This is a genomic window from Paludibaculum fermentans (genome assembly GCF_051172195.1).
Classification (GTDB): Bacteria; Acidobacteriota; Terriglobia; order Bryobacterales; family Bryobacteraceae; genus Paludibaculum; species Paludibaculum fermentans_A.
Window position 1 is genome coordinate 1,214,679 of sequence record NZ_JBPJAQ010000002.1, and the last position, 23,216, is coordinate 1,237,894.

The 23,216-nt window shown below is 61.0% G+C and carries 22 protein-coding genes; 16 read left to right on the plus strand and 6 right to left on the minus strand.

The window, feature by feature from the left end; all coding sequences use genetic code 11:
- Window positions 1-2 precede the first annotated feature (2 nt).
- Genes nrfD through ACR9Y2_RS31615 form a run of 10 tightly spaced genes read left to right on the plus strand, consistent with a single transcriptional unit; the run spans window position 3 to window position 9,018 of the window.
- Complete coding sequence (gene nrfD / locus ACR9Y2_RS31570) at window positions 3-1,412, plus strand: NrfD/PsrC family molybdoenzyme membrane anchor subunit (RefSeq protein WP_435045865.1); 1,410 nt, start codon at window positions 3-5, stop codon at window positions 1,410-1,412.
- Window positions 1,412-1,999, plus strand: a complete 588-nt coding sequence (locus tag ACR9Y2_RS31575) for a DUF3341 domain-containing protein (RefSeq protein ID WP_435045866.1) — start codon at window positions 1,412-1,414, stop codon at window positions 1,997-1,999. The genes nrfD and ACR9Y2_RS31575 overlap by 1 nt, the downstream gene beginning before the upstream one ends.
- 5 nt (window positions 2,000-2,004) lie before the next feature.
- Entirely contained in the window at window positions 2,005-2,616 is a 612-nt protein-coding gene (locus ACR9Y2_RS31580) for a c-type cytochrome (protein WP_435045867.1), read from the plus strand.
- Between the two features lie 8 nt (window positions 2,617-2,624).
- Window positions 2,625-3,827 (plus strand): quinol:cytochrome C oxidoreductase, encoded by a 1,203-nt coding sequence (locus ACR9Y2_RS31585; RefSeq protein ID WP_435045868.1) that lies wholly within the window; start codon window positions 2,625-2,627, stop codon window positions 3,825-3,827.
- A gap of 20 nt (window positions 3,828-3,847) precedes the next feature.
- Window positions 3,848-4,387 carry a hypothetical protein gene (locus ACR9Y2_RS31590; protein WP_435045869.1) on the plus strand — a complete coding sequence of 180 codons (540 nt, stop codon included), beginning with the start codon at window positions 3,848-3,850 and terminating at the stop codon, window positions 4,385-4,387.
- 10 nt (window positions 4,388-4,397) lie between these two features.
- A complete protein-coding gene (locus ACR9Y2_RS31595; protein ID WP_435045870.1) occupies window positions 4,398-5,294 on the plus strand; it encodes an SCO family protein in 897 nt (298 codons plus the stop codon).
- Complete coding sequence (coxB, locus tag ACR9Y2_RS31600; RefSeq protein ID WP_435045871.1) at window positions 5,291-6,232, plus strand: cytochrome c oxidase subunit II; 942 nt, start codon at window positions 5,291-5,293, stop codon at window positions 6,230-6,232. Before ACR9Y2_RS31595 ends, coxB begins: the two co-directional genes overlap by 4 nt.
- A gap of 13 nt (window positions 6,233-6,245) precedes the next feature.
- Window positions 6,246-7,898, plus strand: coding sequence for a cytochrome c oxidase subunit I (gene ctaD, locus ACR9Y2_RS31605; RefSeq protein WP_435045872.1), 1,653 nt, complete (start codon window positions 6,246-6,248; stop codon window positions 7,896-7,898).
- Window positions 7,899-7,929: 31 nt separating this feature from the next.
- Window positions 7,930-8,598, plus strand: a complete 669-nt coding sequence (locus ACR9Y2_RS31610; protein ID WP_435045873.1) for a cytochrome c oxidase subunit 3 family protein — start codon at window positions 7,930-7,932, stop codon at window positions 8,596-8,598.
- Between the two features lie 18 nt (window positions 8,599-8,616).
- Window positions 8,617-9,018: a cytochrome C oxidase subunit IV family protein gene (locus ACR9Y2_RS31615; RefSeq protein ID WP_435045874.1), complete on the plus strand. Its 402-nt coding sequence runs from the start codon at window positions 8,617-8,619 to the stop codon at window positions 9,016-9,018.
- Window positions 9,019-9,074: 56 nt separating this feature from the next.
- Here ACR9Y2_RS31615 and ACR9Y2_RS31620 read toward each other — a convergent pair whose 3' ends face one another.
- The 3 genes from ACR9Y2_RS31620 to ACR9Y2_RS31630 all read right to left on the minus strand — a co-directional run bounded on the left by ACR9Y2_RS31620 (window position 9,075) and on the right by ACR9Y2_RS31630 (window position 11,969).
- The gene (locus ACR9Y2_RS31620) at window positions 9,075-10,139 is read right to left on the minus strand and encodes a P1 family peptidase (RefSeq protein ID WP_435045875.1); all 1,065 of its coding nucleotides are present in this window, start codon (window positions 10,137-10,139) and stop codon (window positions 9,075-9,077) included.
- Window positions 10,136-11,647: a hypothetical protein gene (locus ACR9Y2_RS31625; protein ID WP_435045876.1), complete on the minus strand. Its 1,512-nt coding sequence runs from the start codon at window positions 11,645-11,647 to the stop codon at window positions 10,136-10,138. Before ACR9Y2_RS31625 ends, ACR9Y2_RS31620 begins: the two co-directional genes overlap by 4 nt.
- 118 nt (window positions 11,648-11,765) lie before the next feature.
- Window positions 11,766-11,969, minus strand: coding sequence for a cold-shock protein (locus ACR9Y2_RS31630; protein WP_194451566.1), 204 nt, complete (start codon window positions 11,967-11,969; stop codon window positions 11,766-11,768).
- A gap of 259 nt (window positions 11,970-12,228) precedes the next feature.
- Between ACR9Y2_RS31630 and ACR9Y2_RS31635 the strand changes: the two genes are divergently transcribed.
- The 6 genes from ACR9Y2_RS31635 to ACR9Y2_RS31660 all read left to right on the plus strand — a co-directional run bounded on the left by ACR9Y2_RS31635 (window position 12,229) and on the right by ACR9Y2_RS31660 (window position 17,558).
- Window positions 12,229-13,803, plus strand: coding sequence for an acyl-CoA carboxylase subunit beta (locus tag ACR9Y2_RS31635; RefSeq protein ID WP_435045877.1), 1,575 nt, complete (start codon window positions 12,229-12,231; stop codon window positions 13,801-13,803).
- Window positions 13,800-15,134 carry an acyclic terpene utilization AtuA family protein gene (locus ACR9Y2_RS31640; RefSeq protein WP_435045878.1) on the plus strand — a complete coding sequence of 445 codons (1,335 nt, stop codon included), beginning with the start codon at window positions 13,800-13,802 and terminating at the stop codon, window positions 15,132-15,134. Before ACR9Y2_RS31635 ends, ACR9Y2_RS31640 begins: the two co-directional genes overlap by 4 nt.
- Window positions 15,131-15,457 (plus strand): AtuA-related protein, encoded by a 327-nt coding sequence (locus tag ACR9Y2_RS31645; RefSeq protein ID WP_435045879.1) that lies wholly within the window; start codon window positions 15,131-15,133, stop codon window positions 15,455-15,457. The genes ACR9Y2_RS31640 and ACR9Y2_RS31645 overlap by 4 nt, the downstream gene beginning before the upstream one ends.
- Window positions 15,454-16,224 carry an enoyl-CoA hydratase/isomerase family protein gene (locus tag ACR9Y2_RS31650; RefSeq protein WP_435045880.1) on the plus strand — a complete coding sequence of 257 codons (771 nt, stop codon included), beginning with the start codon at window positions 15,454-15,456 and terminating at the stop codon, window positions 16,222-16,224. Before ACR9Y2_RS31645 ends, ACR9Y2_RS31650 begins: the two co-directional genes overlap by 4 nt.
- A gap of 270 nt (window positions 16,225-16,494) precedes the next feature.
- The gene (locus ACR9Y2_RS31655) at window positions 16,495-17,319 is read left to right on the plus strand and encodes an HAD-IB family phosphatase (RefSeq protein WP_435045881.1); all 825 of its coding nucleotides are present in this window, start codon (window positions 16,495-16,497) and stop codon (window positions 17,317-17,319) included.
- 8 nt (window positions 17,320-17,327) lie between these two features.
- Window positions 17,328-17,558, plus strand: a complete 231-nt coding sequence (locus ACR9Y2_RS31660; protein ID WP_435045882.1) for a YgjV family protein — start codon at window positions 17,328-17,330, stop codon at window positions 17,556-17,558.
- A 2-nt stretch (window positions 17,559-17,560) separates the two neighbouring features.
- Here ACR9Y2_RS31660 and ACR9Y2_RS31665 read toward each other — a convergent pair whose 3' ends face one another.
- The 3 genes from ACR9Y2_RS31665 to ACR9Y2_RS31675 form a co-directional block, all read right to left on the minus strand.
- Window positions 17,561-18,055: a DinB family protein gene (locus tag ACR9Y2_RS31665; protein ID WP_435045883.1), complete on the minus strand. Its 495-nt coding sequence runs from the start codon at window positions 18,053-18,055 to the stop codon at window positions 17,561-17,563.
- A gap of 136 nt (window positions 18,056-18,191) precedes the next feature.
- Window positions 18,192-21,629, minus strand: a complete 3,438-nt coding sequence (locus ACR9Y2_RS31670; protein WP_435045884.1) for a TonB-dependent receptor — start codon at window positions 21,627-21,629, stop codon at window positions 18,192-18,194.
- A 199-nt stretch (window positions 21,630-21,828) separates the two neighbouring features.
- Entirely contained in the window at window positions 21,829-22,953 is a 1,125-nt protein-coding gene (locus ACR9Y2_RS31675; RefSeq protein WP_435045885.1) for a pyridoxal phosphate-dependent aminotransferase, read from the minus strand.
- Between the last annotated feature and the right edge of the window lie 263 nt (window positions 22,954-23,216).

A 23,216-nucleotide genomic window follows, 5' to 3' on the forward strand; every position in this document is an offset into this window, starting at 1 on the left:
TCATGGCCGACCTCGCACTCGACCCGAGAATGGAACTGAATCCGCCGCTGATCACCAGCGGCGCCACCTACGCGGAAGTCAATCAGCAGATCAGCGTCATTACCGAGACCGCGCCGCCCAAGCAATGGTACTGGGTGTTCTTCGGCGTGGCTTTGCCGCTGTTGGGCCTACTGGGCGTCTGCCTGACTTACCTCGCCTTCACCGGCATCGGCGTATGGGGCAACAACGTACCCGTCGGCTGGGGCTGGGACATTACCAACTTCGTGTGGTGGATCGGTATCGGCCACGCCGGTACACTGATTTCCGCCATCCTGTTCCTGTTCCGCCAGAAGTGGCGGACCTCGATCAACCGCGCGGCCGAAGCGATGACGCTCTTCGCCGTGGCCTGCGCCGGCATCTATCCTCTCTTCCACACTGGCCGTCCGTGGCGAGCATTCTATTGGCTGCTGCCGGCGCCCAATGAGCTCTTGCACATGTGGCAGAACTTCCGCAGCCCGCTGATGTGGGACGTATTCGCGGTTTCGACCTACGCGACCGTGTCCGCGCTGTTCTGGTTCGTCGGCCTGATTCCCGACTTGGCCACGCTGCGCGACCGTGCGCAGAACCCGGTACGCAAGACGATCTTCGGGATTCTCAGCCTGGGCTGGCGCGGCTCCGCTACACAGTGGCGCCACTACGAACTTGCTTACCTGATCCTGGCCGGCCTGTCGACGCCGCTGGTGCTCTCAGTGCACTCCATCGTGTCGTTCGACTTCGCGACCTCGGTGCTGCCCGGTTGGCACACGACGATCTTCCCGCCCTACTTCGTCGCCGGCGCCGTCTTCTCCGGCTTCGCGATGGTGATCACGCTGATGACCCTGGCCCGCTACATCTACGGCCTGGAGAACCTCATCACCATCAAGCACCTTGAGAACATGTGCAAGGTCATCCTGGCCACCGGCACGATTGTGGGCTTCGCCTACGCGACTGAGTTCTTCATCGCCTGGTACAGCGCGAATCAGTATGAGCGCTTCATCTTCCGCAACCGCGCCTTCGGCCCCTACGGTTGGGCTTACTGGACGATGATCAGCTGCAACGTGATCGCGCCGCAGTTCTTCTGGTTCAAGAAGCTGCGCACGTCCATTCCGGTGATGTTCGTGTTGTGCATCTTCATCAACATCGGCATGTGGTTTGAGCGCTTCGTGATTATCGCCACTTCGCTGCACCGTGACTTCCTGCCCTCGAGCTGGGGCTACTTCCGGCCCACGTGGGTGGACATTGGGACGTTCGCCGGCACCTTCGGCCTATTCCTGACATTGTTCCTGCTGTTCCTGCGCTTCCTGCCGGCGATCGCCATCAGCGAAGTGAAGGGCGTGCTCCATCACCAGATCAACACCCAACCGGCCACGGCCGGGAAGGGAGGCGCGCACTAATGGCCACCAATCTTCTCGCCCGGCTCAACCTGCCCGGCTTCGAGAGTGAATCGAAGAAGGTGAAGCACTACGGTGTGGTCGCCAACTTCGATACGCCTGAAGACCTGTTGCGGGCGGTTCGCACGGCCCGCGCCGCGGGTTTCTCCAAGATGGAAGCCTACTCGCCGTTCCCGATTCACGGCATCGACGAGGCGCTGGGCGCGCCGCGCTCGCCGCTGGGCAGGATCGTCATCGTTTGCGGTCTCACCGGGCTGGTTTCGGCAGTCCTGCTGCAGTGGTGGACCGGCGCAGTGGACTATCCACTTTCGGTAGCAGGCAAGCCGCTGTTCGCACTGGAACCTTCGGTGCCGATCATGTTCGAGCTGAGCGTGCTGCTGAGCGCGTTCGGAGCGGTGTTCGGGATGTTGCACCTGAATCGGCTGCCCACTTACTATCACGCTTTCTTTAACTACTCCAAGGCCGAAGGCGCCACCAATGACCGGTTCCTGCTGGCCGTGGAAGTAGCCGATCCCAAGTTCAACGCCGAGGAGGTCAAGACCTTCCTGGATTCGTGCGGCAGCCGCCACACGGAACTGGTGGAGGCCTGATGCCCATGGATTCTCGACGCATCGCGCAAATGCTGCTGGTTGTCGCAGCCAGTTCCCTGCTGGGCGCCTGCTCCAACTTTCCGTCCCGCCAGCCGCCCATCTGGGTGTTCCCGGACATGAAGCGGCAGGACAAGTACAAGCCCCAGATGCATTCTGATTTCTTCGCCGACGGCCGAAGCAGCCGCCGTCCGGTGGCGGGCACGCTTTCGCAGGAGATGTACCGAGCCGACGAAACGCTGTCCACTGGTGTCGCGGCCGACAATACTTACCTGGCGAAGAACCCGCTGCCCCTGACGAAGGAAACGCTGCTGCACGGCCAGGTGAAGTTCAACACCTATTGTTCCCCCTGCCACGACCGTACCGGTTCCGGCCGGGGGGTGGTGCCGAGCAAAGCGACCTGGGTTCCAGGCAACATCCATGACGACCGAATTGTCGGCATGGTGGACGGAGAGATCTACCACGTGATTTCGAACGGCCGGCGGTCCATGCCGGGCTACCGATTCCAGGTTTCCGAGAAAGACCGTTGGGCCATTGTCGCGTATGTGCGGGCGCTACAGCGCTCGTGGCGCGGCACCATGGCCGATGTCCCGGCCGAGTCACAGGCCAAGGTGAGGTAAGCAGACCCATGGCGCATCACGATCATCATCAAGTTACCGACAACTACTTCCTGGCGCCCGAGACGTGGACCAAGGTCCGCAACTCGATTGTCTTTGTGGCGCTGGTGAGCTGGCTGGCTCTCGCCTTCGGGTTTGCGACCAACCGCGAACAGTTCCAGTTTTCCTATCTCGTCGCTTTCGCCTATTTCGTCTCCATAGCCCTGGGCGCCATGTTCTATGTGATGGTGCAGCACCTCACCGGCTCAGCCTGGAGCGTGACGGTGAGACGCCTGATGGAAAACATCATGAATACCGTACCGGTGGCCCTCATCCTGGTGCTGCCGGTAATATTCGGCACGCATTTCATGTATGAGTGGACCCACGCTGCCGCAGCCAAGGATCCCATCCTGTCCAAGAAGCTGGGGTTCCTGAACGATCAGTGGTTTATCATCCGCAGCTTCATCGTGCTGGGCCTGTGGAGCCTGTTCTCCTGGCGCCTCTACGCGATCTCGCGGGCGCAGGACAGCACTGGTTCCCTCAAGCACACCCAGGCCGCGGAACGCTGGAGTGCCCCGGGGCTGCTGATGCTGTTCCTTACCGCTTCGCTGGCCGCTTATGACTGGGTGATGTCGCTGGATCCCCACTGGTACTCCACCATGTTCGGCGTGGCCTTCCTTTCCGGCGGCGCGCTGGCCTTCATGGCTGTTTTGATCCTGATCTGCCTCGGGCTGCGGTCCGCCGGCTATCTCGAGAATTCCGTAAAAGAAGAGCACTACCACGACCTGGGCAAGTGGCTCTTCGCGCTGACGGTCTTCTGGGCCTATGTCACTTTCTCGCAGTACATGCTGATCTGGTACAGCAACCTGCCGGAAGAGGTGGCCTGGTTCCAGCGGCGCCTGGCCGGCGGCTGGTACAACTGGCGGCCGTTCCTGATCTTCGGCCACTTCTTTATTCCGTTTTTCGCGCTGATGCCTCGAGCGAGCAAGCGGAACATGAAGATGCTGGGCTTCTTTGCCGGCTACATGATGCTGATGCATTACTTCGACCTGTACTGGGAGATCATGCCGGTACTGCACGCTAAGGGTCCGCAGGTGAGCTGGATGGATCCCGTGGCCTTCCTTGCCGTTGGTAGCGCATTTGGCCTGGTTTTCTGGTCCGGACTGCGCAAGAAACCGCTGGTGCCGGTGGGTGATCCCCGGCTCGACCAGTGTCTTGCGTTCCATAACGTCTAGGGACCCCTGGAGTATTGAAGATGCTTGATCCGAATCAGGAACACGATCCGACAATGCCCGATACGGCCATCATGGTCGACGGCGTCGATTACGACCGCCGTGACGCCAAGGCCGGCCTCATCGCTGTGGTCTCCATCGCTGTGATGGGTCTATTCGTTGCGATGATCATCGGTGTGTACTGGCTGTACACGGTCGCTTACGAACGTGTGGAATACGACCAGTACACCGGCGTCGCGAGCAAGGAACTGCAGGCGATCCACGATCGGGAAGAAGAACAGCTTCACCGTTATTCCTTCATCGACAAAGAGAAGGGGATTGTCCGGATCCCGATCGATCGCGCGATCGATATCGTTGCCGCGGAATTCGGTGAAGGCAAGGTGTACTACAACACCAAGTCTTACGCCGTGAAGGATGAATTGCCCGGTGGCGCTGCCGGCGGAGCCAATGCTCCGGCACCCGGCGCCGCGCCAGCCGGAACCGCTCCCGCAGGTGCTGCCCCGGCGGCGCCCGCAACTACTCCCGCCAAGCCGGCCGCCACGGAACATAAAGCGGCCCATTAGGGACTTTTTCATGCTCACTCTGAAAACAGCACAAAGCGAAAGGATGCAGCGCTACGGCGCGCAGGCGCTCACGCGTCTTCGCCGCCTGGCCGTTGTGCCGGCCGCCGTGCTGTTGATGTCGGGTGTTTCCGGTTTGCTGGCCCAGTCTGAAGACGAGAAGACCCCGAAGGAGCTTTCGGGCGTCGATGTCGTCGAACACCTGGGTCAAAAGATCGATCTCAATCTTCAGTTCATCGGCGAAGACGGCTATCCGCACGCGCTGAAGGAGTACTTCAGCAAGGGTAAGCCGGTCGTCCTGAACCTTGTCTACTACGCCTGCCCGATGCTCTGCAACCTGGTCATGAACGGCCAGACGCAGGCGTTTCGCAAGTTGAAGTGGACCATTGGCAATGAGTTCGAAGTGGTGACGATTTCCATCGACCCAACAGAGAACTTCGGCCTGGCGCGCAGTAAGAAGGCTTCGTACCTCACCTCCTACGAGCGTGAGACCGCGGGTTGGCACTTCCTGGTTGACCATCAGGAGAACGTGGCCAAGCTGGCCAAGCAGATTGGCTTCGGCTACCGGCGCGATCCTCGTACCGGCCAGTACGCGCATGCGGCGGCCATCTTCGTGCTTTCGCCCGAAGGCATGATCAGCCGCTACCTCTACGGTGTCAACTTCAAGCCGTTCGACATTCAGATGGCTTTGACGGAAGCGGCGAGCGAGAAGTTCGGCGTCAGCGACCGCATCCTGCTCTATTGCTTCCACTACGATCCGGCCTCCCGCGGCTATGTCCTCTTCGCGCGTAATTTCATGCGCGGCGGCGGCGCGCTGGCTCTCCTGATTTTCGGTTTTGTCCTGTTTCGATTGTGGCGACGTGAACGCCGGGTTGGATTCAACCACCCTCCTATGGTGACTGCGAAATGAATTGGTTCCAGAACTGGATGCTGCCCAAAGCGGCGGCCACACATGCCGGTGACGTCGATGGACTTTACATGTTCATCGTCTACCTCACCATATTCTTCTTCTTCTTCAACGGAGCGTTGATCCTCTACGCCGTACGGAAATGGCGGAGGCGCTCCGCGAAGGAGGTGACGCCGCATATCACCCACAACACGAAGATGGAGCTCATCTGGAGCATCATCCCGTTGTTCGTCGTGATGGGCATCTTCTTCTGGGGCTTCAAGGGCTATGTCAAAGCCTGGGTGCCGCCGAACGACTCCATGGAGATTGTCGTCACCGCCAAGAAGTGGGTATGGCAATTCGAGTATCCGGACGGAACTCGCACGCTGAACGATCTGCACGTGCCGCTGAATAAGCCGGTGAAGCTCGTGATGCACTCTGAGGACGTGATCCACAGCTTCTTCGTGCCCAGCTTCCGGCTGAAGCGCGACGTGATCCCGGGCCGCTACACGGAGCTCTGGTTCACACCGACCGAGCCGGGCGTGCAGCAGGTGTTCTGCGCGGAGTATTGCGGCAAGGGCCACTCCGACATGATGGCTCGCATCTTTGTGGATACACCCGAGCAGTACGAGACGTTCCTGCGTGAAGGCGACGAACAGGTCCGCAAGATGCCGTTGAAGGACCTCGGCAAGCTGGTTTACGAAAACAAGGGCTGCGCGACGTGCCACTCTCTGGACGGCACCCGCGGCCAGGGCCCCTCCTGGAAAGGAATCTGGGGCGAGACCGGCAAGGGCGCGGATGGCAAGCCTTACACAGTAGATGCGAACTACATCCGTCAGTCGGTGCTGCAGCCCCAGGCTGTGGTCGTACAGGGATTCGAGCCGATCATGCCGACGTTCCAGGGTCTCCTGCGCGAGCGCGAAATCCTGGGCGTGATCGAGTTCATCAAGTCGGTGAAGTAACAGGAGCATTGGAATGGCAGATACTTTAACGACCCAAGGCAACGGTCACGCCGCTCACCACGGCGACTATTTGGAAGATCCAAAAGGATTGCTCAGTTGGCTGACGACTGTCGACCATAAGCGCATCGGCCTGATGTACATGTGGTCGGTCTTCTTCTTCTTCCTGGTTGGCGGTATCTTCGCGTTGCTGGTCCGCATCGAGCTGCTGACGCCCAAGCAGACCATCATGACGGCCGAGATGTATAACCGGGTATTCACCCTGCACGGCGCCATCATGGTGTTCCTGGTGATCATTCCGGCGATCCCGGCTGCCTTGGGTAACTTTGCTTTACCCCTGCTGCTGGGGGCCAAGGACGTGGCGTTCCCCAAGCTCAACCTGGCCAGCCTATATGTTTATTGGACCGGCGCGCTGATGGCGGTGACAACCCTCGCTCTCGGCGGCGTCGACACTGGCTGGACTTTCTACACGCCTTACTCCAGCACGACGGGCGGCGGAGTCACCTTGATGGTGATGGCCGCGTTTGTGCTCGGCTTCAGTTCCATCTTTACTGGAGTGAACTTCATTGCCACCATGCATAAGTTGCGGGCGCCCGGCATGGGCTGGTTCGAAATGCCGCTCTTCTGCTGGGGCATGTATTCCACGGCGCTCATCCAGATCCTCGCCACCCCTGTGCTGGCGATCACGCTACTGCTGCTCTGCATGGAGCGCGTGCTTGGCATCGGAATCTTCGATCCGCAGTTGGGTGGGGACCCGGTGCTGTTCCAGCACTTCTTCTGGTTCTACTCGCACCCGGCCGTTTACATCATGATTCTGCCGGCGTTCGCCGTGATCTCGGAAGTGATCCCGACCTTCTCGAAGAAGACGATCTTTGGCTACAAGGCCATCGCCTTCTCGTCTGTGGCGATCGCGCTGCTCGGCTTCCTGGTTTGGGCGCATCACATGTTCACTGCCGGCATGAGCCTTTTCGCCGGTGCGATTTTCAGCTTCATCACCTTCTTCATCGCCATCCCTTCGGCGATCAAGGTGTTCAACTGGATTGCCACCATGTGGCGCGGCTCCATCTCGCTGGAAGCGCCGATGCTGCACGCCATCAGCTTCCTGCTGATCTTTACCATCGGCGGCCTGACCGGCCTGTTCCTGGCGGCGCTCTCCACCGACGTCCACCTGCACGACACCTATTTCGTCGTCTCGCACTTCCACTATGTGATGGCGGGTTCGAACCTGATCGCGTTCCTGGCCGGTATCCACTACTGGTGGCCGAAGATGTTCGGACGGATGTACAACAAGCGGCTGGCCGCCATTGGCGCCGCGCTGGTCTTCCTCGGCTTCAACGCGACGTTCCTGCCGCAGTTTGTGCTGGGCAGCCGCGGCATGCCGCGCCGGTATTACAACTACCTGCCTGAGTTCCAGTCACTGCACGTGGCGTCGACGATCGGCAGTTGGATCCTGGCCTCGGGCCTGTTCCTCATCGGTGCGTACCTGTTGGCTTCCCTGCGCCAGCCCAAGCGCATGTCGGCCAACCCCTGGGGCGGCCGCACGCTGGAGTGGGAGACCGATTCTCCGCCCACCACTCATAACTTTGAGGGGCAGCCTGTTCTGCAGCACGGCCCCTATGACTATCGCGAAAACCCTGCGCCCGTAGGCGTGGAGGAGCACAGCCACTAGGATTGACGGAGTTCTTCAAGAGACGCAAATCATGAGTACTGCGACCCATACGACCAGCGCCGATCACGGGCACTCGCCGTTCCTCCAGCATCACTTCCGTGACATGGAGCAGCAGTTTAATACCGCCAAGATCGGTATGTGGCTGTTCCTCGTCACTGAAATTCTGATGTTCGGCGGCCTTTTCATCGGCTACGGCATCATGCATGCCAACCACCCGCAGGCCTTCCTGGCGGCTCACCACCACCTGGACCGCACGCTGGGCGCCATCAATACCATCGTCCTGCTGTTCTCGAGCTTCACCATGGTGATGGCCATCTGGGCCGCCCAGACCTCACGCAAGGGCCTGGTCATTCTGTTCCTGGTCATCACGCTGCTCTGTGCTGCCACCTTCATGGGCATCAAGTATTCCGAGTACAGCCACAAGTTCCACGAAGGGCTGCTGCCCGGCAAATACTATACGCACGAAGGCGACACGGTCCCCGGCCAGTTCCTGTTCTTCAGCTTCTACTTCATGATGACCGGCCTGCACGGTATACACGTGCTGCTGGGCATGGTTGTAATCAGTTGGTTGATCTTCCGGGCCGTCCGCGGAGATTTCGGTCCGGGCTACTACGGGCCGCTGGACGTCACCGGCCTCTACTGGCACCTGGTCGATCTCATCTGGATCTACCTGTTCCCGCTGATGTACTTGATTTCCTAGAGGAGACCACCCGGAACCATGTCCCAATCTGATTCGCACGCCGCACACATTACCGGGCCGAAGACCTACGGCGCCGTCCTGCTGGGCCTGCTGGTGCTGACCATCATCACCGTCCAGGCCTCCTATGTTGATTTCGGATCCATGAACACGGTGGTTGCGCTGATCATCGCAACGATTAAGGCTTCGCTCGTCGCGCTGTTCTTCATGCACCTGCGCCACGACAAGTTCAACGCAGTCATCTTTGTCGGCGGCCTGCTGTTCCTGTCGATCTTCATTATCTGGACCATGTTCGACCTTGGCACGCGGGAGACGATCCTGCCGTCAAACCTGAAAGAACCCGTGCTCGAGTTCCCCGGAGCCCCGCTGAACAAGCCGGTGAGGCCCTCGACTGGACAGCCTGCCGGCACGCCTGCTCCGTAACCGTCATTCAATCGCTGATTCGAAGACGCCATGCTCCTTTCGGAGTGTGGCGTTTTCTATTTGTTCAGTACTTTGTGCGCGCGGAGGATTTCAAGGACCTGCTCAACTGGCAGTGCCTCGACGGTATGCCCGTTGGAGGTCACCGTTTCCGCTTTGAATAGCGAGTTATTGATGGCTTCTTCCGTGGCTTCGATCACGCCTTCGAACAGGGGTGTCATGGCGTCATTGGCCAACAGTGTCTGTCCGCCGCGATGGGTGGAGAAGGCGATGGCGTAGTCACCGCTGCCATTCGAGCCTGACGACCCCGTCCTGCCCATGCCCAGCATCGCCCGAGCGGCCATGCGCTTCAGGTTCCGCGCATCCACCGGCGCATCTGTCGCGATCACAATCATGCAACTGCCGTCCTTGGAACCCTGCCCCGTGCGCTGCAACTCACGGCCGACAGGGATGCCTGCGATCATGAGATCGCCGCCGTAGTTGCTCTGCACCAGTACGCCCACGGTGTACCGGCCCGCCAGCCGCGAAGACGTCCCGATGCCCCCCTTGTAGCCGAACGCCACCGTCCCGGCTCCGGCGCCCACAGCCCCTTCCTCCACTGCTCCGTCATGAGCTGAACGCAGGGCTGCGAAGACTTCATCCTTCCCAACGTGCCGGCCCCGGATGTCATTCAGATACCCGTCATTCGTCTCGCCGACCACAGCGTTGATACTGCGCACCTGCTCGTTGCCTGGCAGCGCCAGCATGTACTCCAGCAGCGCGTCGGCTACACGGGGCACGTTCAACGTACCGGTCAGCAGGACCGGCGTCTCCAGTTCACCCAGTTCTTCCACCTGCGTGGAGCCCATTAACTTACCGAAGCCATTCCCCACAAAGATGGCCGCCGGAACTTTCTCGAGGAACAGATTGCCACTATGCGGCACGATCGCCGTCACGCCGGTTCGAATATTGCCGCCGCGTACGAGCGTCGAGTAGCCCACGCGCACCCCGGGTACATCGGTGATGGCGTTCCAACGGCCCACGGGCAGCCTTCCCGTTACGATCCCGGCCTCCCTCGCCCTGGGCTTGGGCGATTGAGCCAGCACGGCGCCCACGCAACAGGCGGCTACGAGAATCCGCATCATTTCTCCTTCACCGCCAGAATCGCCAGGGGCGTCTCCGCCACCACTCGCCAGTTCGATCTCCCCTTTAGCCATTGCGCCAGGGGCTGTCTGGCCGGCACCAGGGCGGTGTCGAACTTCCACTGCTGAAACAGAGCCTCGGTCCTTGGGCCCGCGGACAGCATCTCAAGATAGTCCTCCGCCAGCGCCGGGCCGAAGAAATCCTGCAAACCATCAATGAAAACATGCTGGCCCGGGTAGCCTGTGTAGATCAGGAAGTCGCCCCAGGCGTCGGTGGAAAATACGCGGCCGGAGCGCAGGATCTCCCTGTTGGCCGCGACCAGGTCCACCGGGAATCGTTTCGTGGGGAAGTTGGAAGGCAGGCCCAGAGGCGTCCTGAAGAGCAGGACGAGAACAAAGCATGCTGCCAGCCAGACACTGTGCCGGCTGAACTGAGGTTGCATGCCCAGGTCCAGCTTGTGAATGTGTTCGGCCGTCCCGCGTTTACCGGTCCTGCTTCGCACGGCATCCCACAGGCACCTCAGTTCGCTGGCGAGAATGGGCGTCGCCGCTATGACAAACAACGGGATGTGCCGGGCTGATTTGCTGGCCGAGATCAGGAAGAACATGCACACCAAGGCGTCACTCACACGCCGGCGCCACAACGCCGAGGCTGCCGCCATCGCGGCCATCGTCCCGAGCGCGAGAAACCAGTAATATTGCTCCCCGAGTGTGGGCGACGGAGGATGATACTCCTCGATCATTTGGATCGCCCAGGGCGACGAGACGAACTCGATCAAATGCTGGTGCAGCCGAATGCCGTAAGGATTCACAAGTGTAGCCGCACCCACCAGCAGTCCACACGCCACCATGCGCCAGACACCTCGCCAGTTCGACCGGTTCCAAAGCGCTTCAATCCCCATTCCGGTGCAGACGACAGCCAGATAAACGGGCTGAATCGCGAAGCCACCGTGCAGATTTGCCCACAACGCCGCGAGAGGAATCAGCAGCCAGAAGCCACGCCAGGCCGCGCGCCTTTCCCGTTCGACGATTGCGATGGAGACGGCTAGCAATAGCCAGGTGATCAGATGGGGCCGCGCCAGCGCATGATTCATCGAGGCCTGGAATCCGGCCATCGCCAGCATCAGTCCAAGCAGGGCGCTCTCGCCGCGCCGCAGGCTGCTTCTCAGCACCAGTGCCGAAGTGCCCGCCATCATGGCAACCGCCAGTAGTGCGATCGCGGCAAGCCCGAAATAGGAGTGGACGAAGGATAGCCCGAGCTCAGTCAGCCACTCCCAGGCGAACCACTCTTTGCCCGGCAATGCAAACGAGAACGGATCTGTGTGGGGCAGGGAACCGGTGGAACGGATCAGATCGCCGGTGCGGATGTGCATCCCTACGCTTGCATCTGACAGTAGTTCTTCCAGTCCGCCCGGGAACAGATAAGGGCGCAAAACGAGCGCGGCCAGCAGCAGATCTGCCAGTGAGGGTACAATCCAACGACCCAGCGTGGTGCGAAACCGGAGGCCCATTCCTGTCCAGGATAAAGCTTCCTGCCGGCGCACGCTGCGCGAGGCGCCTTGCGGGTGCCGATCGGCGCGGGCCGCCCCTCTGGAGAGACCCGTCGCCGATACTGGATGAGAGCCTTAACTATGCTCGCGTAACGTTTTCAGCCTGAAGGCCTTTGGGGCCGGTCTTTAGTTCGAATTCCACTTCCAGGCCTTCGTCCAGGGTCCGGTAGCCGGACATCTGAATGGCGCTGTAATGGACAAACACGTCTTCCCCCGTATGCCGCTGAATAAAGCCGTAGCCCTTCGCGGCATTAAACCATTTCACGACACCTTTTTCCTTCACAGATACTTCTCCTAAAATCGACACACCTCTCCTGTGCTCTGTTACGTCAAAGAGAACTTCAACGGGGAGTCACTTCGATGCGAATTGTCGAAGAGCCAAGGAAAGGTTAAGCTTCTTTACTGTACGGACTCACCCAGTATCGCAAAGGGTTCAAAAAACTTCAAAGCGAAACGGACCCTTCTGCGAATGTTACTCAACGTACCCGCTTGCCGTACACTAGTGATCGGTGACTCCTGGGACGAGCACGCCTGATAACAGTATGCGCCTTCTGCTACGGCAGTTGCGCGCGTTGGAAGAACGCCTTGTCCAGGGGGGTGGCCAAGCCAAGGCCGACCGCCAGCACCGCGACGGGAAACTCACGGCCCGTGAACGAGTTGCGCGGCTTGCCGACCCATCTTCCCCGCTCCTCGAGATCGGCCTGCTGGTCGCCTGGGATCGCTATGAAGGCCAAGCTCCAGCCGCCGGCGTGGTCACGCTGCTGGCCCGTGTCGAAGGCCATCCAGTAGTCATCGTGGCGAATGATGCCACCGTCAAAGCGGGGGCATGGTGGCCTGAAACTATCACCAAGATCCTGCGTGTGCAGGAGATTGCCATGCGCAACCGGCTGCCCATCGTCTATCTTGTGGATTCCGCCGGCGTGAATTTACCATTGCAGGACGGTATTTTTCCGGGTCAGTACGGAGCGGCCCGTATTTTTTACTACAACTCGCTCATGCGGCGGGTTCTCAAAATTCCCCAGATCGCGGCTGTGATGGGGCCTTGCATCGCCGGGGGCGCCTATTTGCCTGCCCTCAGCGACTTCATCTACATGGTGGAACGCACCAGCTTTATGGGCCTCGGCGGGCCCAATCTCGTCAAGGGCGCTACCGGCCAGAAAACCGACAGTGAAACGCTGGGCGGTGCACGCATGCATACCTCCCTCAGCGGCGTCGCGCACTTCACAGCCACCGACGATCCTGACTGTATCCGACAGATTCGGGAACGCATTGCCGGCCTGCCCGCACCGCCCGCCCGGCCTGCCGGCGCCAATACCGCCCAGCCGGCCGAGGATCTCTACGACATCCTTCCGCCCGACCATCGCCAAGCCTACGACATCCGCGAAATCCTCGATCGTCTGCTCGATGCGGGTGCCCAGACCGAGTTCCAAGCCGACTTTGCTCCAGAGATGTACTGCCTGGAAGCCCGGCTGCACGGCCGAGCCATCGGCGTCATCGGGAATCGCCGCGGTTTCCTGAAGTCGAATGCCGGACCACGCATCGGGGGCATCGTCTACACGGAAACCGCCCGCAAGGTGTCCTATTTCGTCGAGTACGCGGAACGCCGGAATCTGCCGCTGCTCTACCTGCAGGACGTCTCCGGCTTCATGGTGGGCCCGGACGCTGAGGCTGCCGGCATCATCCGTGCCGGCGCGGAGATGGTGGAATCGATGGCTTGCGCCACGGTGCCGAAGATCATCCTCACGTTGAATCATGCCTCCGGCGCCGGCTACTACGCCATGGCCGCACAGGGCTTCGACCCGAATTTCACGTTTGCCTGGCCCACCGCCCGCATCGGAGTGATGGAAGGCGATTCCGCCGTCCAGGCGGTGCATGGTGTGGAACTGGATAAGCTGAAAGCGGAAGGCCGTCCCGTGCCGCCCGAACTACAGCAACGCATCGATAAGACCCGCGCCGACTACGACCGCTGGCTGGACGCCCGTTACGCTGCCGCCCGCGGCCACGTCGACGCGCTGGTCGACCCGCTGGAGACCCGCCTGCTGCTCGCCTTCGCCTTTGAATGCGCCTGCGCCTCGGGCCATCGCGCGCATACTGCCCTGGAGGTTCTCGGTTCATGATCCGTATCGCCAATGGGCAAGGCTTCTGGGGCGACTGGCTGGACGCGCCGGTCCATCTGGTGGAACAGGGGCCCATCGACTATCTCACCCTCGACTATCTGGCCGAGGTCACCATGTCGATCCTGCAGAAGCAGAAGCAGGCCGATCCGAAGTTGGGTTACGCCCGCGATTTCCCGCCCTTGATGGCTCTGCTGGCTGCCCGCCTCAAGCAGCGCAACATCCGCGTCATCGCCAATGCCGGCGGAGTCAATCCGCAGGCCTGCGCCGCCCAGGTCCTTGCCCTCGCGCCGGAACTGAAGGTCGCCATAGTCACCGGAGACGATATGTATCCCCGGTTGGACGACCTGCTGTCGCGCGGCATTGAGCTCCGCAATATGGATACGGATGAGCCGCTATCCACCGTCCGCCCTGCCGTCACCAGCGCCAACGCCTATCTCGGAGCCTTCCCCATCGCGGAGGCTCTCTCCACCGGCGCGGATGTCATCATCACCGGCCGTTGCGCCGATGCCGCCCTGGCCCTGGCGCCCATGATCCACCAGTTTTGCTGGCGGCCCTCCGACGTCGATCTGCTCTGTGCCGGCACCATCGCCGGACACATCATCGAATGCGGCTCGCAGTGCACGGGTGGGAATTCCCAGGTCGACTGGCAGACCATGGCCGACCCCGCCAATATCGGTTATCCGCTCATCGAGGCCTCGCCCGACGGAGTCTGCATCGTTACCAAGCACCCTGGTACCGGGGGCGCCGTGAACCGCCATACCGTCATCGAGCAGATGCTGTATGAGATCGGCGATCCGCGCGCCTACTTCACCCCCGACTGCGTGGCCGACTTCACCTCCGTCCAGATCGAAGACGCCGGCCTGGACCGTGTCCGCATCAGCGGCGCCAAGGGAGCCGCGGCTCCGGCCCAGCTCAAAGCCTCCATCAGCTACCATGCCGGCTGGAAGGCACAGGGGAGTCTGGTCTACTGTTGGCCCTCAGCCCTGGAAAAGGCCTACGCCGCAGACCGCATTGTGCGCGGCCGCCTGGCCCGGCTCGAGCTCCAGTTCGAGGAGATTTACAGCGAGTTTGTCGGTTTCAATTCCTGCCACGGCCCGGCCGCGCCGCTGACTGAGGATCCGCCGGAGGTCATGCTCCGGATCGGCGCCCGCGGCTCCTCCAGGCAGGATGTCGACCGCTTCACCCGCGAGCTCATCCCTCTGGTGCTCAGCGGCCCGCCCGGGGCGACCGGCTATGGCGAAGGCCGGCCCGCGGTGCGCGAAGTCATCGCCTATTGGCCGGCGTTGCTGCCCAGAGAAGAGATCACGCCGCAAGTTGAGGTGCTGAGTTGAAAGCCCCGCTGGCGCATTTCGCGCACACCCGCTCCGGTGACAAAGGTGACACCGTGAACATCGGAGTCATCGCCTGGCGCCCTGAGGATTACGCCTTACTGCTTCGCGAACTCACCGCCGAAAAGGTACACTCGTTCTTCGGCTCCCGTGTACGCGGTCCGGTTGTGCGGTACGAACTACCCAACGTCCACGCCCTCAACTTTGTCCTGCAAGGGGCTCTCGGCGGCGGCGGGACCGTGACACTGCGCCTCGACGCGCAGGGCAAGACCTTTGGCGCGGCACTGCTGCGCCTCGAAATCGAAACGGATACTGCAAGTTCATGAGCCAACTGATGATTTCGCGCGAGGAACGGGTTCTTCGCATCACCCTGAACAATCCCGAGAAGCGAAACGCCCTGGATGAGAAGCTTTGCCGCGACCTCGTAGCCGCACTCAAGGAAGCCGGCCGCGACCGGACCATCGGCTGTGTCCTGCTGGACGGCGCCGGCCAAGTCTTCTGCTCGGGTATGGATCTTGAGGACGCGCTCCAACCCGATGCTCCGGAACGCACCGAGATCCACGAACAGCTCTTTACCTTCGGTGTTCACTATCACAAGCCCATCGTGGCCGCCGTGCAGGGCGCGGCGCTCGGCGGCGGCATCGGCCTGCTGGCCAACTGTCACGTCGTTCTGGCCGCGCAAGGCACCAACTTCGGACTCACGGAGATCCGTGTCGGCCTGTGGCCCTTCATCATCCACCGGGCCGTGGCCCTCGCCATCGGTGAACGCCGGACCGTCGAACTCTCCCTCACCGGCCGCATTTTCGGCACAAACGACGCTCAACAATACGGGCTCGTCCACGAAGTAGTGCCGCCGTTCGAATTGGACGACCGCGCCACGAATACAGCCCGCATGCTTGCCTACGCGAGCCAGGAAACGCTTCGCCGCGGCCTCGATTTTGTACAGAAGAGCCGCGAAATGAGCTGGGAAACCGCCGGCCGCCTGGCCGCTGAATTCCGCACCAAGACTTTTCGTTCCGCCGATTTCATCGAAGGTGTGCGAGCCTTCCGGGAAAAACGCAAGCCTGATTGGCCCTCCCTTAACGTGAAATAAACAAAGCGCTTGTCGTTTTGTATTCGCCTATCTAACGGGCTCGATTGAATCCTGTTCCCGACCCCGCGCGTCTGATATAATAGAGATGTAATTCCCGCAAGGCCCTGCCGCCACAAGATCCCCGTTTTCCATTCAGTTCATTAGCCATCTCCAGGCCGGAGTGTCCCTACACAGTACCCCGCTCGAACTGTAACGAATTCGACATCGCGCTGATAATTCCTCGCGCGATCCTAGTGTCGCCGGGCCCGAAGGAAAGGAGTTTTCTCGAATATGATCCAGGAACGCACCAACACGGCGAAACAGTATCTCTTCGCCACCGACTTCGACCAAACGCTGAGCTTCAACGATTCCGGCATTGTGCTAAGTGAACTGCTGGGTACCAAGGACTTCCTCAAAAAAGTGGAAGGCCTCTCGCGCATTCACATGGTCCAGCAGGGTGGCGAACTCGCCTATCTGCTGCTGCACGATCCGGAGTACCGCCGCGTTCGCAAAGAGCACTTGTACGAGGTCGGCAAGCACATCCGCCTGAAACAGAACATCCGCCTGCTGTCACAGCTGCTCAAGGACATCGACGGACGCAATTTCGCGTTCTATGTCGTCTCCGCCGCCCCGGAGGAAGTGATTCAATCCGCGCTGGAAGGCATTGTGCCGCCCGAGAACATCTACGGCACCAAATTCCGCTATCACCCCGAGACGGGTGAGATCCAGGAAGTGCTGCGCGTCTCCGCCGGATACGGCAAAGTGGCGGTACTCGAAGAACTGCGAAATTCTCTCCAGATCAGCTACGACCACGTGGTCTATGTGGGTGACGGCAGCTCCGACGTGCACGTTATGCTCAACGTCAACCGGCACGAAGGCCTCACCATCGCCGTCTCCGAAGCCAAGTTCATCAGCCAGATCGCGCGCCGCACGATCCTCAGTGACGACGCGCTCAGCGTCCTCATCCCCATTCTTGAAGACGTGGCCGGTTGGGACTCACTCCGCATCCGCGCCTATTTCACCGCCAACGGATTCGCGCTCCAGGATTGGAACAAGGTCCGCACCGACACGCTCACCATCGCCGAGCACGGTCAGGCTTCGGCTCAGTTCGCTTAAGGAGCCCCATGCAAGGTGTTGATCTGCTCGGTTATGTAGCCACGGGGACGTTCGCCGCCTCGTATTTCCTCAAGGGACCCAGCGCGCTGCGCCGCCTACAGGCGACCGCGGCCGTCCTCTGGATTGCGTACGGCGTCTTCATCCAGTCGATGCCCGTCATCGTCTCCAACGTATTGGTCGCGACCGTTGCGCTCGTCTCCTCACTGCGCCGCCCCGCCGTGGCGCAGCCGGAGCCGTAAACTCAGCGCGCCGCGCGCAGCACACGCACTGTAACAATCAACTGGCCCACATGCCGTTGCGTGTGTTCGGTCGAGTGAATCAGCAATCCGCCCACGGTGGTCGGCAGGGCCTTCCGGCCGACTCCGCGGGCCTCGGTCAGCGTAGCTGGATCCGTCCCGCGCACCTGCGCCGCCGCCTGCGCAAACGTCTGTTCCACCAGCGTCATCAGGTCGCCGCGGCTTGCCCCCGGCGCCGCCTCCGACTTCAACGTCGCCAGTTGTTCGGCGCTCAGTTGCTCGCCGCGCGCATAGGTCAGCAGCCGGTCGATGCTGCCCGCGATGTGGCGCAGTTGAAAGCCCACCGGCGCCAGTTCGCTGGGCCGCAGCCACAGTTCCTCATCGACTAGGTCGTCGGTCCATTCCTCAATATCTTCTTGAGCCTGCTGCAGCCCATGCAGCACAGCCCGCACCACGGCGTGGTATTCGCCCAGAGTCCCGCTCAGCCAGGGTTCAGCCATATGAACTCCACAATAGCGCGGACGAAAAAATAGCGGTGCATCGCAGGGGAGCTACAATGCACCGCGTCCCAAGCCCGGTCTCAGGGGTGGACCCGGCCAGCATCATTACTTCAAACCCGTCGAACCGTTGTCCCGGCTAGAAGAGGAAACGCACTCCCAGCTGGATCATGCGTGAAAAGTTGGCCTGGCTCGTAATGCGCCCGAACGCAACGTTGCCGAACTGCGTGTTGGGCCCATAGAACAAGGGCGTGTTCGTGAAGTTCAAGGCTTCCGCACGGAACTGGGCCTTGAACAACTCGGTCACCTGGAACGTCTTGAACATCGAGACATCCCAGTTCACTTGCCCCGGACCCCGCATCGGAATCGTGCGGCTCACGTTGCCAAAGGTGAACTGCGCGGCCTGGGTAAATGCCGCCGTGCTGATGTAGTTGTCCAGCCTGTCGGTCAGCGCGCCCGGCGTAACCGGGGAAACTCCAGTCGCATTCGGCCGCTGCACCGAAGTGCCGATGACGCCGTTGTTATTCACCTGGGTGATCGCCAGCGGATATCCGCTCTGGATCGTGCCCACCACGTTCAGGCTCCAGCCGCCCACGGCGTAGTCCAGAATCCGGCTGCTGGTGAGTAACTGCTTGCCCTTGCCGAACGGCAGTTCGTAAGTCACTGCGGTGGATAGCCGGTGCGGTGTGTGCGACGTGGAGAGACCATACTCCGCCTCCAGGTCGTAGTTGTTCTGTGCCGTGCCTGCCTGGCCGCTATAGACATTGCCCGCGCCAGAGAACGCGCTGTCCTGGTTCAACGACCACGTATAAGTCGCCACAAAGCTCATGCCCGTCGCAAATCGCTTCTGCCCGCGAACGAAGAACGAGTGGTACAGAGCACGGCTCGCATCCGAGTTCTGCAGCGAGACGCTGGTGAACTCAGGGAACGGCCGCAGGAACTGCGAACGCGTAATGGTCGTGCTCGCCACGGCAAACTGGCCGCCGTTGCCCGCCATAGGGTTCGCCACCGACTGGTTCAACGCCGCACCCAGCGACAGGTATTGCGAGGCCAGCTGGTTGATGTTGATATTCCCCGTGCCCTGCACCAGGTGCGTCGACTTTGAACCCACATAACCCAGCGCCAGCGCCACTCCGCCCGCCAGTTGCCGCTGGATGTCGAACGAGTACTGCTGCACCAGCGTCGAACGCGCCTTCAGGTCATACGCCGAGATGCCCTGGCCGATGCCCGCCAGTTCGCCCGCCGAGTTGCCCACCGGCTTCAAGAGACCCGCCGGGAACGGATTGTCCAAAGTGCCCGACGGCGTCGCATTGTTGTCGATCGAGGCGACATATGGCGTCGATTGCGTATAGCCGATCGGATCCTGCAGGCTGAACGGAATCGGAGCCCAGAACATGCCGTACCCGCCTCGCAGTGTGGTCTTCGAATTCAACGAATACGCGACGCCGATGCGCGGAGACAACTTGTTCTTGTTCGGGTCGCCCGACCGTGTCGGATTCCCGTTCAAACCCGCGTACATCACTACGCCCTTCAGGGTCAGGCCCGTTACGGTCGCCTGTAATGGGTTGGTCTTGTCCGGATCGAAGCCCACCACAAAGTTGTTGTTGCGGTCGCCAATGCCCGTCTCCAACTCGTAACGTAAACCAAGGTTGAGTGTCAGTTTCGAATTGACGCGGAAATCGTCCTGCACGAAGCCCGCATAGTAGCGGACATAGTTGTAGACGTTGGTCGATACAGTCGCGCTGGCCGAGGCCGGATAGCCCAGCAGCAGCGCCGACAGCGAGGAGCCCGTGCCCAGGGTCGTCCTGGTTGGCGTAGCCCGCGTGAATACATCGCTGAAGCTGTATGAGCCCGGAGTCACAGTCGGCGACCCGTCATGGTTCAGCACGCGGTAGTCGAACCCGAACTTCCAACTGTGCCGGCCGGCGAACTTCGAAAGGCTGGCCGAAAACGTCCTGGAGTGGAATACGTTTTGCGACACGCCGCCGCCGCCATAGCCCGTCAGGTCCGACATGCCAACACTCGGGAAGGCCTGTACCGGCAGTTGCGAGAGAAGGGAAGTGGGGAAGCCCAGTTTCGTCATGTCCATCCCAAAACTGGTTGGTGCGCTGAAGTTAGGGAAGCGGTTGAATCCATAGCGCAGTGCCACGACGATCGTGGGCGTCGGTGTCAGCGTGCTGTTCAACTGCGTCGCGTCCACCTTGCGGAACAGTACGCCCTGGTTCGGCGATGCGATGTTCGGGAACCAGGCGTTGCCCGGCTCGCGGCTTCCGTAGTGCAGGTAGGAGGCGCTGGCCCGCCACCAGCGCGTCACTTCGTGATCCACCTTCCAGGTTGTCTGGTCGGCCCGGTTGTATGCCCCCACGGTGGCATCGAAGTTTGTGTCTCCGTAGAACGCAGCCGTGCGCGTCGGCGCCGGATAGTAGGCGGCCAGGCTTGTACCCACTTTGCTCAGCCGGTTGGCCGGGATAATATTGCCCGCGAAAAGGTCTCTCACAATGGCGCCGTTCTCGGTACGGGTCGTCAGGGGGTCGTACATCAACTGCAGTCCGCCGGCCTGCGCCTTGCTCTGACTGAAGTCGCCGGCCAGTTCCCGCGCTGTCGGCACGGCCAGCGCTGTCCCCGCCGCCTCAGTCTGCCGGTAAGCCTCGCCCGAGATCCAGAAGAACGTCTTGTTCCGGCCGTCATACACTTTGGGGATCCGGATGGGTCCGCCGATCGACCCGCCGTAGTTGCGGAAAGGCTGATCGATCCTCGGCTGCCCCGCGCGGTTCGAGAAAAAGTTGTTGGCCAGCCACTCTGTCTCCCGCAGGTAGCCAAAAGCGCTGCCGTGCATCCGGTTCGATCCCGACTTCAGGAACGTATTGAACGTGCCGCCGCCCGTGCGGCCCATCTCCGCGTCATACGTGTTCGCCTGGACTTTCACTTCCTGCACCGCTTCCAGCGAGGGGATGATTACCGCGCGGTTGGTCGAATCGGTGATCGAAATGCCATCCAGCAGGTAGTTGTTGCCTCGCACCGGTCCGCCTGCAATTGAGATCTGGGACGAACCCGACTGATCCTGCATCCGGTTGAACTTCGGATTCCCCACCTGCACCACGTTCTGCGACAGCTTCGACATCATAAAGGGATTGCGCCCCAGGTTCGGCAGGTCTTCCAGCTTCTGCCGGTCGATCACCTGGCCGGTCGAGGCGTTGGCGGTCTCAATCAGCGGCACTTCTTCCGTGACGTTCACGCTTTCCGAGACCTGCCCCAGGGCCAGCGTGAGATCCACGGTTACCGCGCTCTGCGTCGCCACCACCACACCCAGCTTCTCCATCGTTTTGAACCCCGGCGCCTGCGCCACCACCGTATAGGTGGCCGGATTCAAGGAGGGAAACGTATACTCACCCGCCGAACTGGTCAACGACGTGCGCGAGATCCCCGTCGCCTCATCGCGCAACGTTACCTTCGCATCCGGCACGGCGGCTCCGCTCTCGTCGGTCAGCCTTCCGCGCAAGCTCCCCTGGAAACTCTGGGCGGAGAGACTCTCCCCACAGAGTAGTAATGCCAAAACAAAGTACGACAGCAATCGCATCTGGTTTCTCCAAAAGTGAAATCGGGTGCGGTCAGACACACTTCGGCTGGGAGGCGGCTCCGGACATGGAGCCTGGACACTGTCTGTGGGGGGTGGGCCGCCCCAACACGGCCCAAACATGTGGGTTGACGAAAAACGGCCGGCTGCTTGCTCTCAGCTATCCGTTCCTGGAAACTGACCGCTGAGAGCTAATCCAGATTTACGCCATCACCTTCACGAGCGCGGATTTAAACTTGTTCATCTCGTCCTGCGTTCCGATGCTCACCCGGACATGGGTCGGCCAGATGGGCCAGACGCGCCCGATAAAGACCTTCTCCGCCGCCAGGGCCTTCACTACTTCCATGCCGGGTTTGTTTACTTCGAGCATGAACTTGTTGCTCTGCGACGGGACGAAGGTGAACTTCTTGGCCGTCAGGAACTCGAACGTATCCTCACGGATGTCTTTGTTGATCTTGCGGCGTTCTGCTACCAGCGTCTTCACCTGCATGCTGGCCGTGGCGGCTGCCAGTCCGGTGATGGGCAGCATGCCCGCACCGTATGGACGCATCTTTTCCAAAAGGTCAGGTCTGGCGATCGCCATGCCGGCCCGGATGCCTGCCATACCGTACGCTTTGGAGAAGGTACGGAGGACGATGACGTCCTTGTCCGCCGCCACCAGGTCGGAGGCCGGCGTCATGTCCGCGAAGTGGACATAGGCTTCGTCCAGCAGCAGAATCGCGCCTTTGGGTTTGTTGGCCAGGACGTATTCAATGTCCTTGCGTGAAGTAAGTGTTCCTGTCGGATTGTTCGGGTTGCAGATGTAGATCACACCCGCGTTGGCATCCGCCTTGCACATCGCCTCGACATCGTGCGAGAAGTCCTTGCGGAGCGGGATCCGATGGACCTTGGCGCCGATGAACTGAGCCGAACGCGCGCCCGCTTCGTAACCCGGATCGCCCATGACAAAGCTCCGCTCCGGCGACGTAAAGGCGACCGTAGTGCGGTGCAATGGATCGCTCGAGCCGGCGAACGGAGCAATATAGGAAGCCTTCACTCCTTCCACTTCCGCTGCCGTCTTGATGAAGGCCGCCGTCTCGCCAAAAGGCTGATACCGCCCGCCATACTTGGCAACTTTGTAGATGGCCTCCAGCGCTTCGGGGCAGGGCCCCAGCGGATTCTCATTGGAGCTGATGCGCACCGCATCCGCCGGCATCGCGCCGCGCGACATGCCGCGCTGGGCTTCCTGCGCCAGTGCGGCTTCATTATAAAAGGGCAGGCTGGAGCCGGCCGTGAGCAGCGCGGCCATGCGAGCCATGCCCCGGCGGCTGAACTTCTGCGTTTCCATGGGTGAATCTCCCTGTAGAGGTGTGGCGTGGTTAGGGAAAGCCGCTTCGACACTGGTCTTGGCGACGGGTCAGGGGAGTTCGGGTGCGACGTGGGTGGGGCAGCACCTCGCGACGCTTGGCGGGTGCTATACGTTTCAGTAGAAATTACGGGAAAACAGACCTTTTGTCAATGTAATTCGCCGCGGGCTCCATCTGCGGCCGCCTGCTGCCCGGCCAGGGCTGAGACTCCCCACATTCTTTGCATGGCAACCGCTAACTGCCA

Coding starts and splice junctions, on each gene's coding strand:
- ACR9Y2_RS31585 (WP_435045868.1), top strand. CDS start 2,625: ATGGCGCATCACGATCATCATCAAGTTACCGACAACTACTTCCTGGCG.
- ACR9Y2_RS31650 (WP_435045880.1), top strand. CDS start 15,454: ATGAGCCAACTGATGATTTCGCGCGAGGAACGGGTTCTTCGCATCACC.
- ACR9Y2_RS31575 (WP_435045866.1), top strand. CDS start 1,412: ATGGCCACCAATCTTCTCGCCCGGCTCAACCTGCCCGGCTTCGAGAGT.
- ACR9Y2_RS31655 (WP_435045881.1), top strand. CDS start 16,495: ATGATCCAGGAACGCACCAACACGGCGAAACAGTATCTCTTCGCCACC.
- ACR9Y2_RS31595 (WP_435045870.1), top strand. CDS start 4,398: ATGCTCACTCTGAAAACAGCACAAAGCGAAAGGATGCAGCGCTACGGC.
- ACR9Y2_RS31670 (WP_435045884.1), bottom strand. CDS start 21,629: ATGCGATTGCTGTCGTACTTTGTTTTGGCATTACTACTCTGTGGGGAG.
- nrfD (WP_435045865.1), top strand. CDS start 3: ATGGCCGACCTCGCACTCGACCCGAGAATGGAACTGAATCCGCCGCTG.
- ACR9Y2_RS31640 (WP_435045878.1), top strand. CDS start 13,800: ATGATCCGTATCGCCAATGGGCAAGGCTTCTGGGGCGACTGGCTGGAC.
- ACR9Y2_RS31665 (WP_435045883.1), bottom strand. CDS start 18,055: ATGGCTGAACCCTGGCTGAGCGGGACTCTGGGCGAATACCACGCCGTG.
- ACR9Y2_RS31610 (WP_435045873.1), top strand. CDS start 7,930: ATGAGTACTGCGACCCATACGACCAGCGCCGATCACGGGCACTCGCCG.
- ACR9Y2_RS31660 (WP_435045882.1), top strand. CDS start 17,328: ATGCAAGGTGTTGATCTGCTCGGTTATGTAGCCACGGGGACGTTCGCC.
- coxB (WP_435045871.1), top strand. CDS start 5,291: ATGAATTGGTTCCAGAACTGGATGCTGCCCAAAGCGGCGGCCACACAT.
- ACR9Y2_RS31615 (WP_435045874.1), top strand. CDS start 8,617: ATGTCCCAATCTGATTCGCACGCCGCACACATTACCGGGCCGAAGACC.
- ACR9Y2_RS31675 (WP_435045885.1), bottom strand. CDS start 22,953: ATGGAAACGCAGAAGTTCAGCCGCCGGGGCATGGCTCGCATGGCCGCG.
- ACR9Y2_RS31580 (WP_435045867.1), top strand. CDS start 2,005: ATGGATTCTCGACGCATCGCGCAAATGCTGCTGGTTGTCGCAGCCAGT.
- ACR9Y2_RS31635 (WP_435045877.1), top strand. CDS start 12,229: ATGCGCCTTCTGCTACGGCAGTTGCGCGCGTTGGAAGAACGCCTTGTC.
- ACR9Y2_RS31590 (WP_435045869.1), top strand. CDS start 3,848: ATGCTTGATCCGAATCAGGAACACGATCCGACAATGCCCGATACGGCC.
- ctaD (WP_435045872.1), top strand. CDS start 6,246: ATGGCAGATACTTTAACGACCCAAGGCAACGGTCACGCCGCTCACCAC.
- ACR9Y2_RS31625 (WP_435045876.1), bottom strand. CDS start 11,647: ATGGGCCTCCGGTTTCGCACCACGCTGGGTCGTTGGATTGTACCCTCA.
- ACR9Y2_RS31620 (WP_435045875.1), bottom strand. CDS start 10,139: ATGATGCGGATTCTCGTAGCCGCCTGTTGCGTGGGCGCCGTGCTGGCT.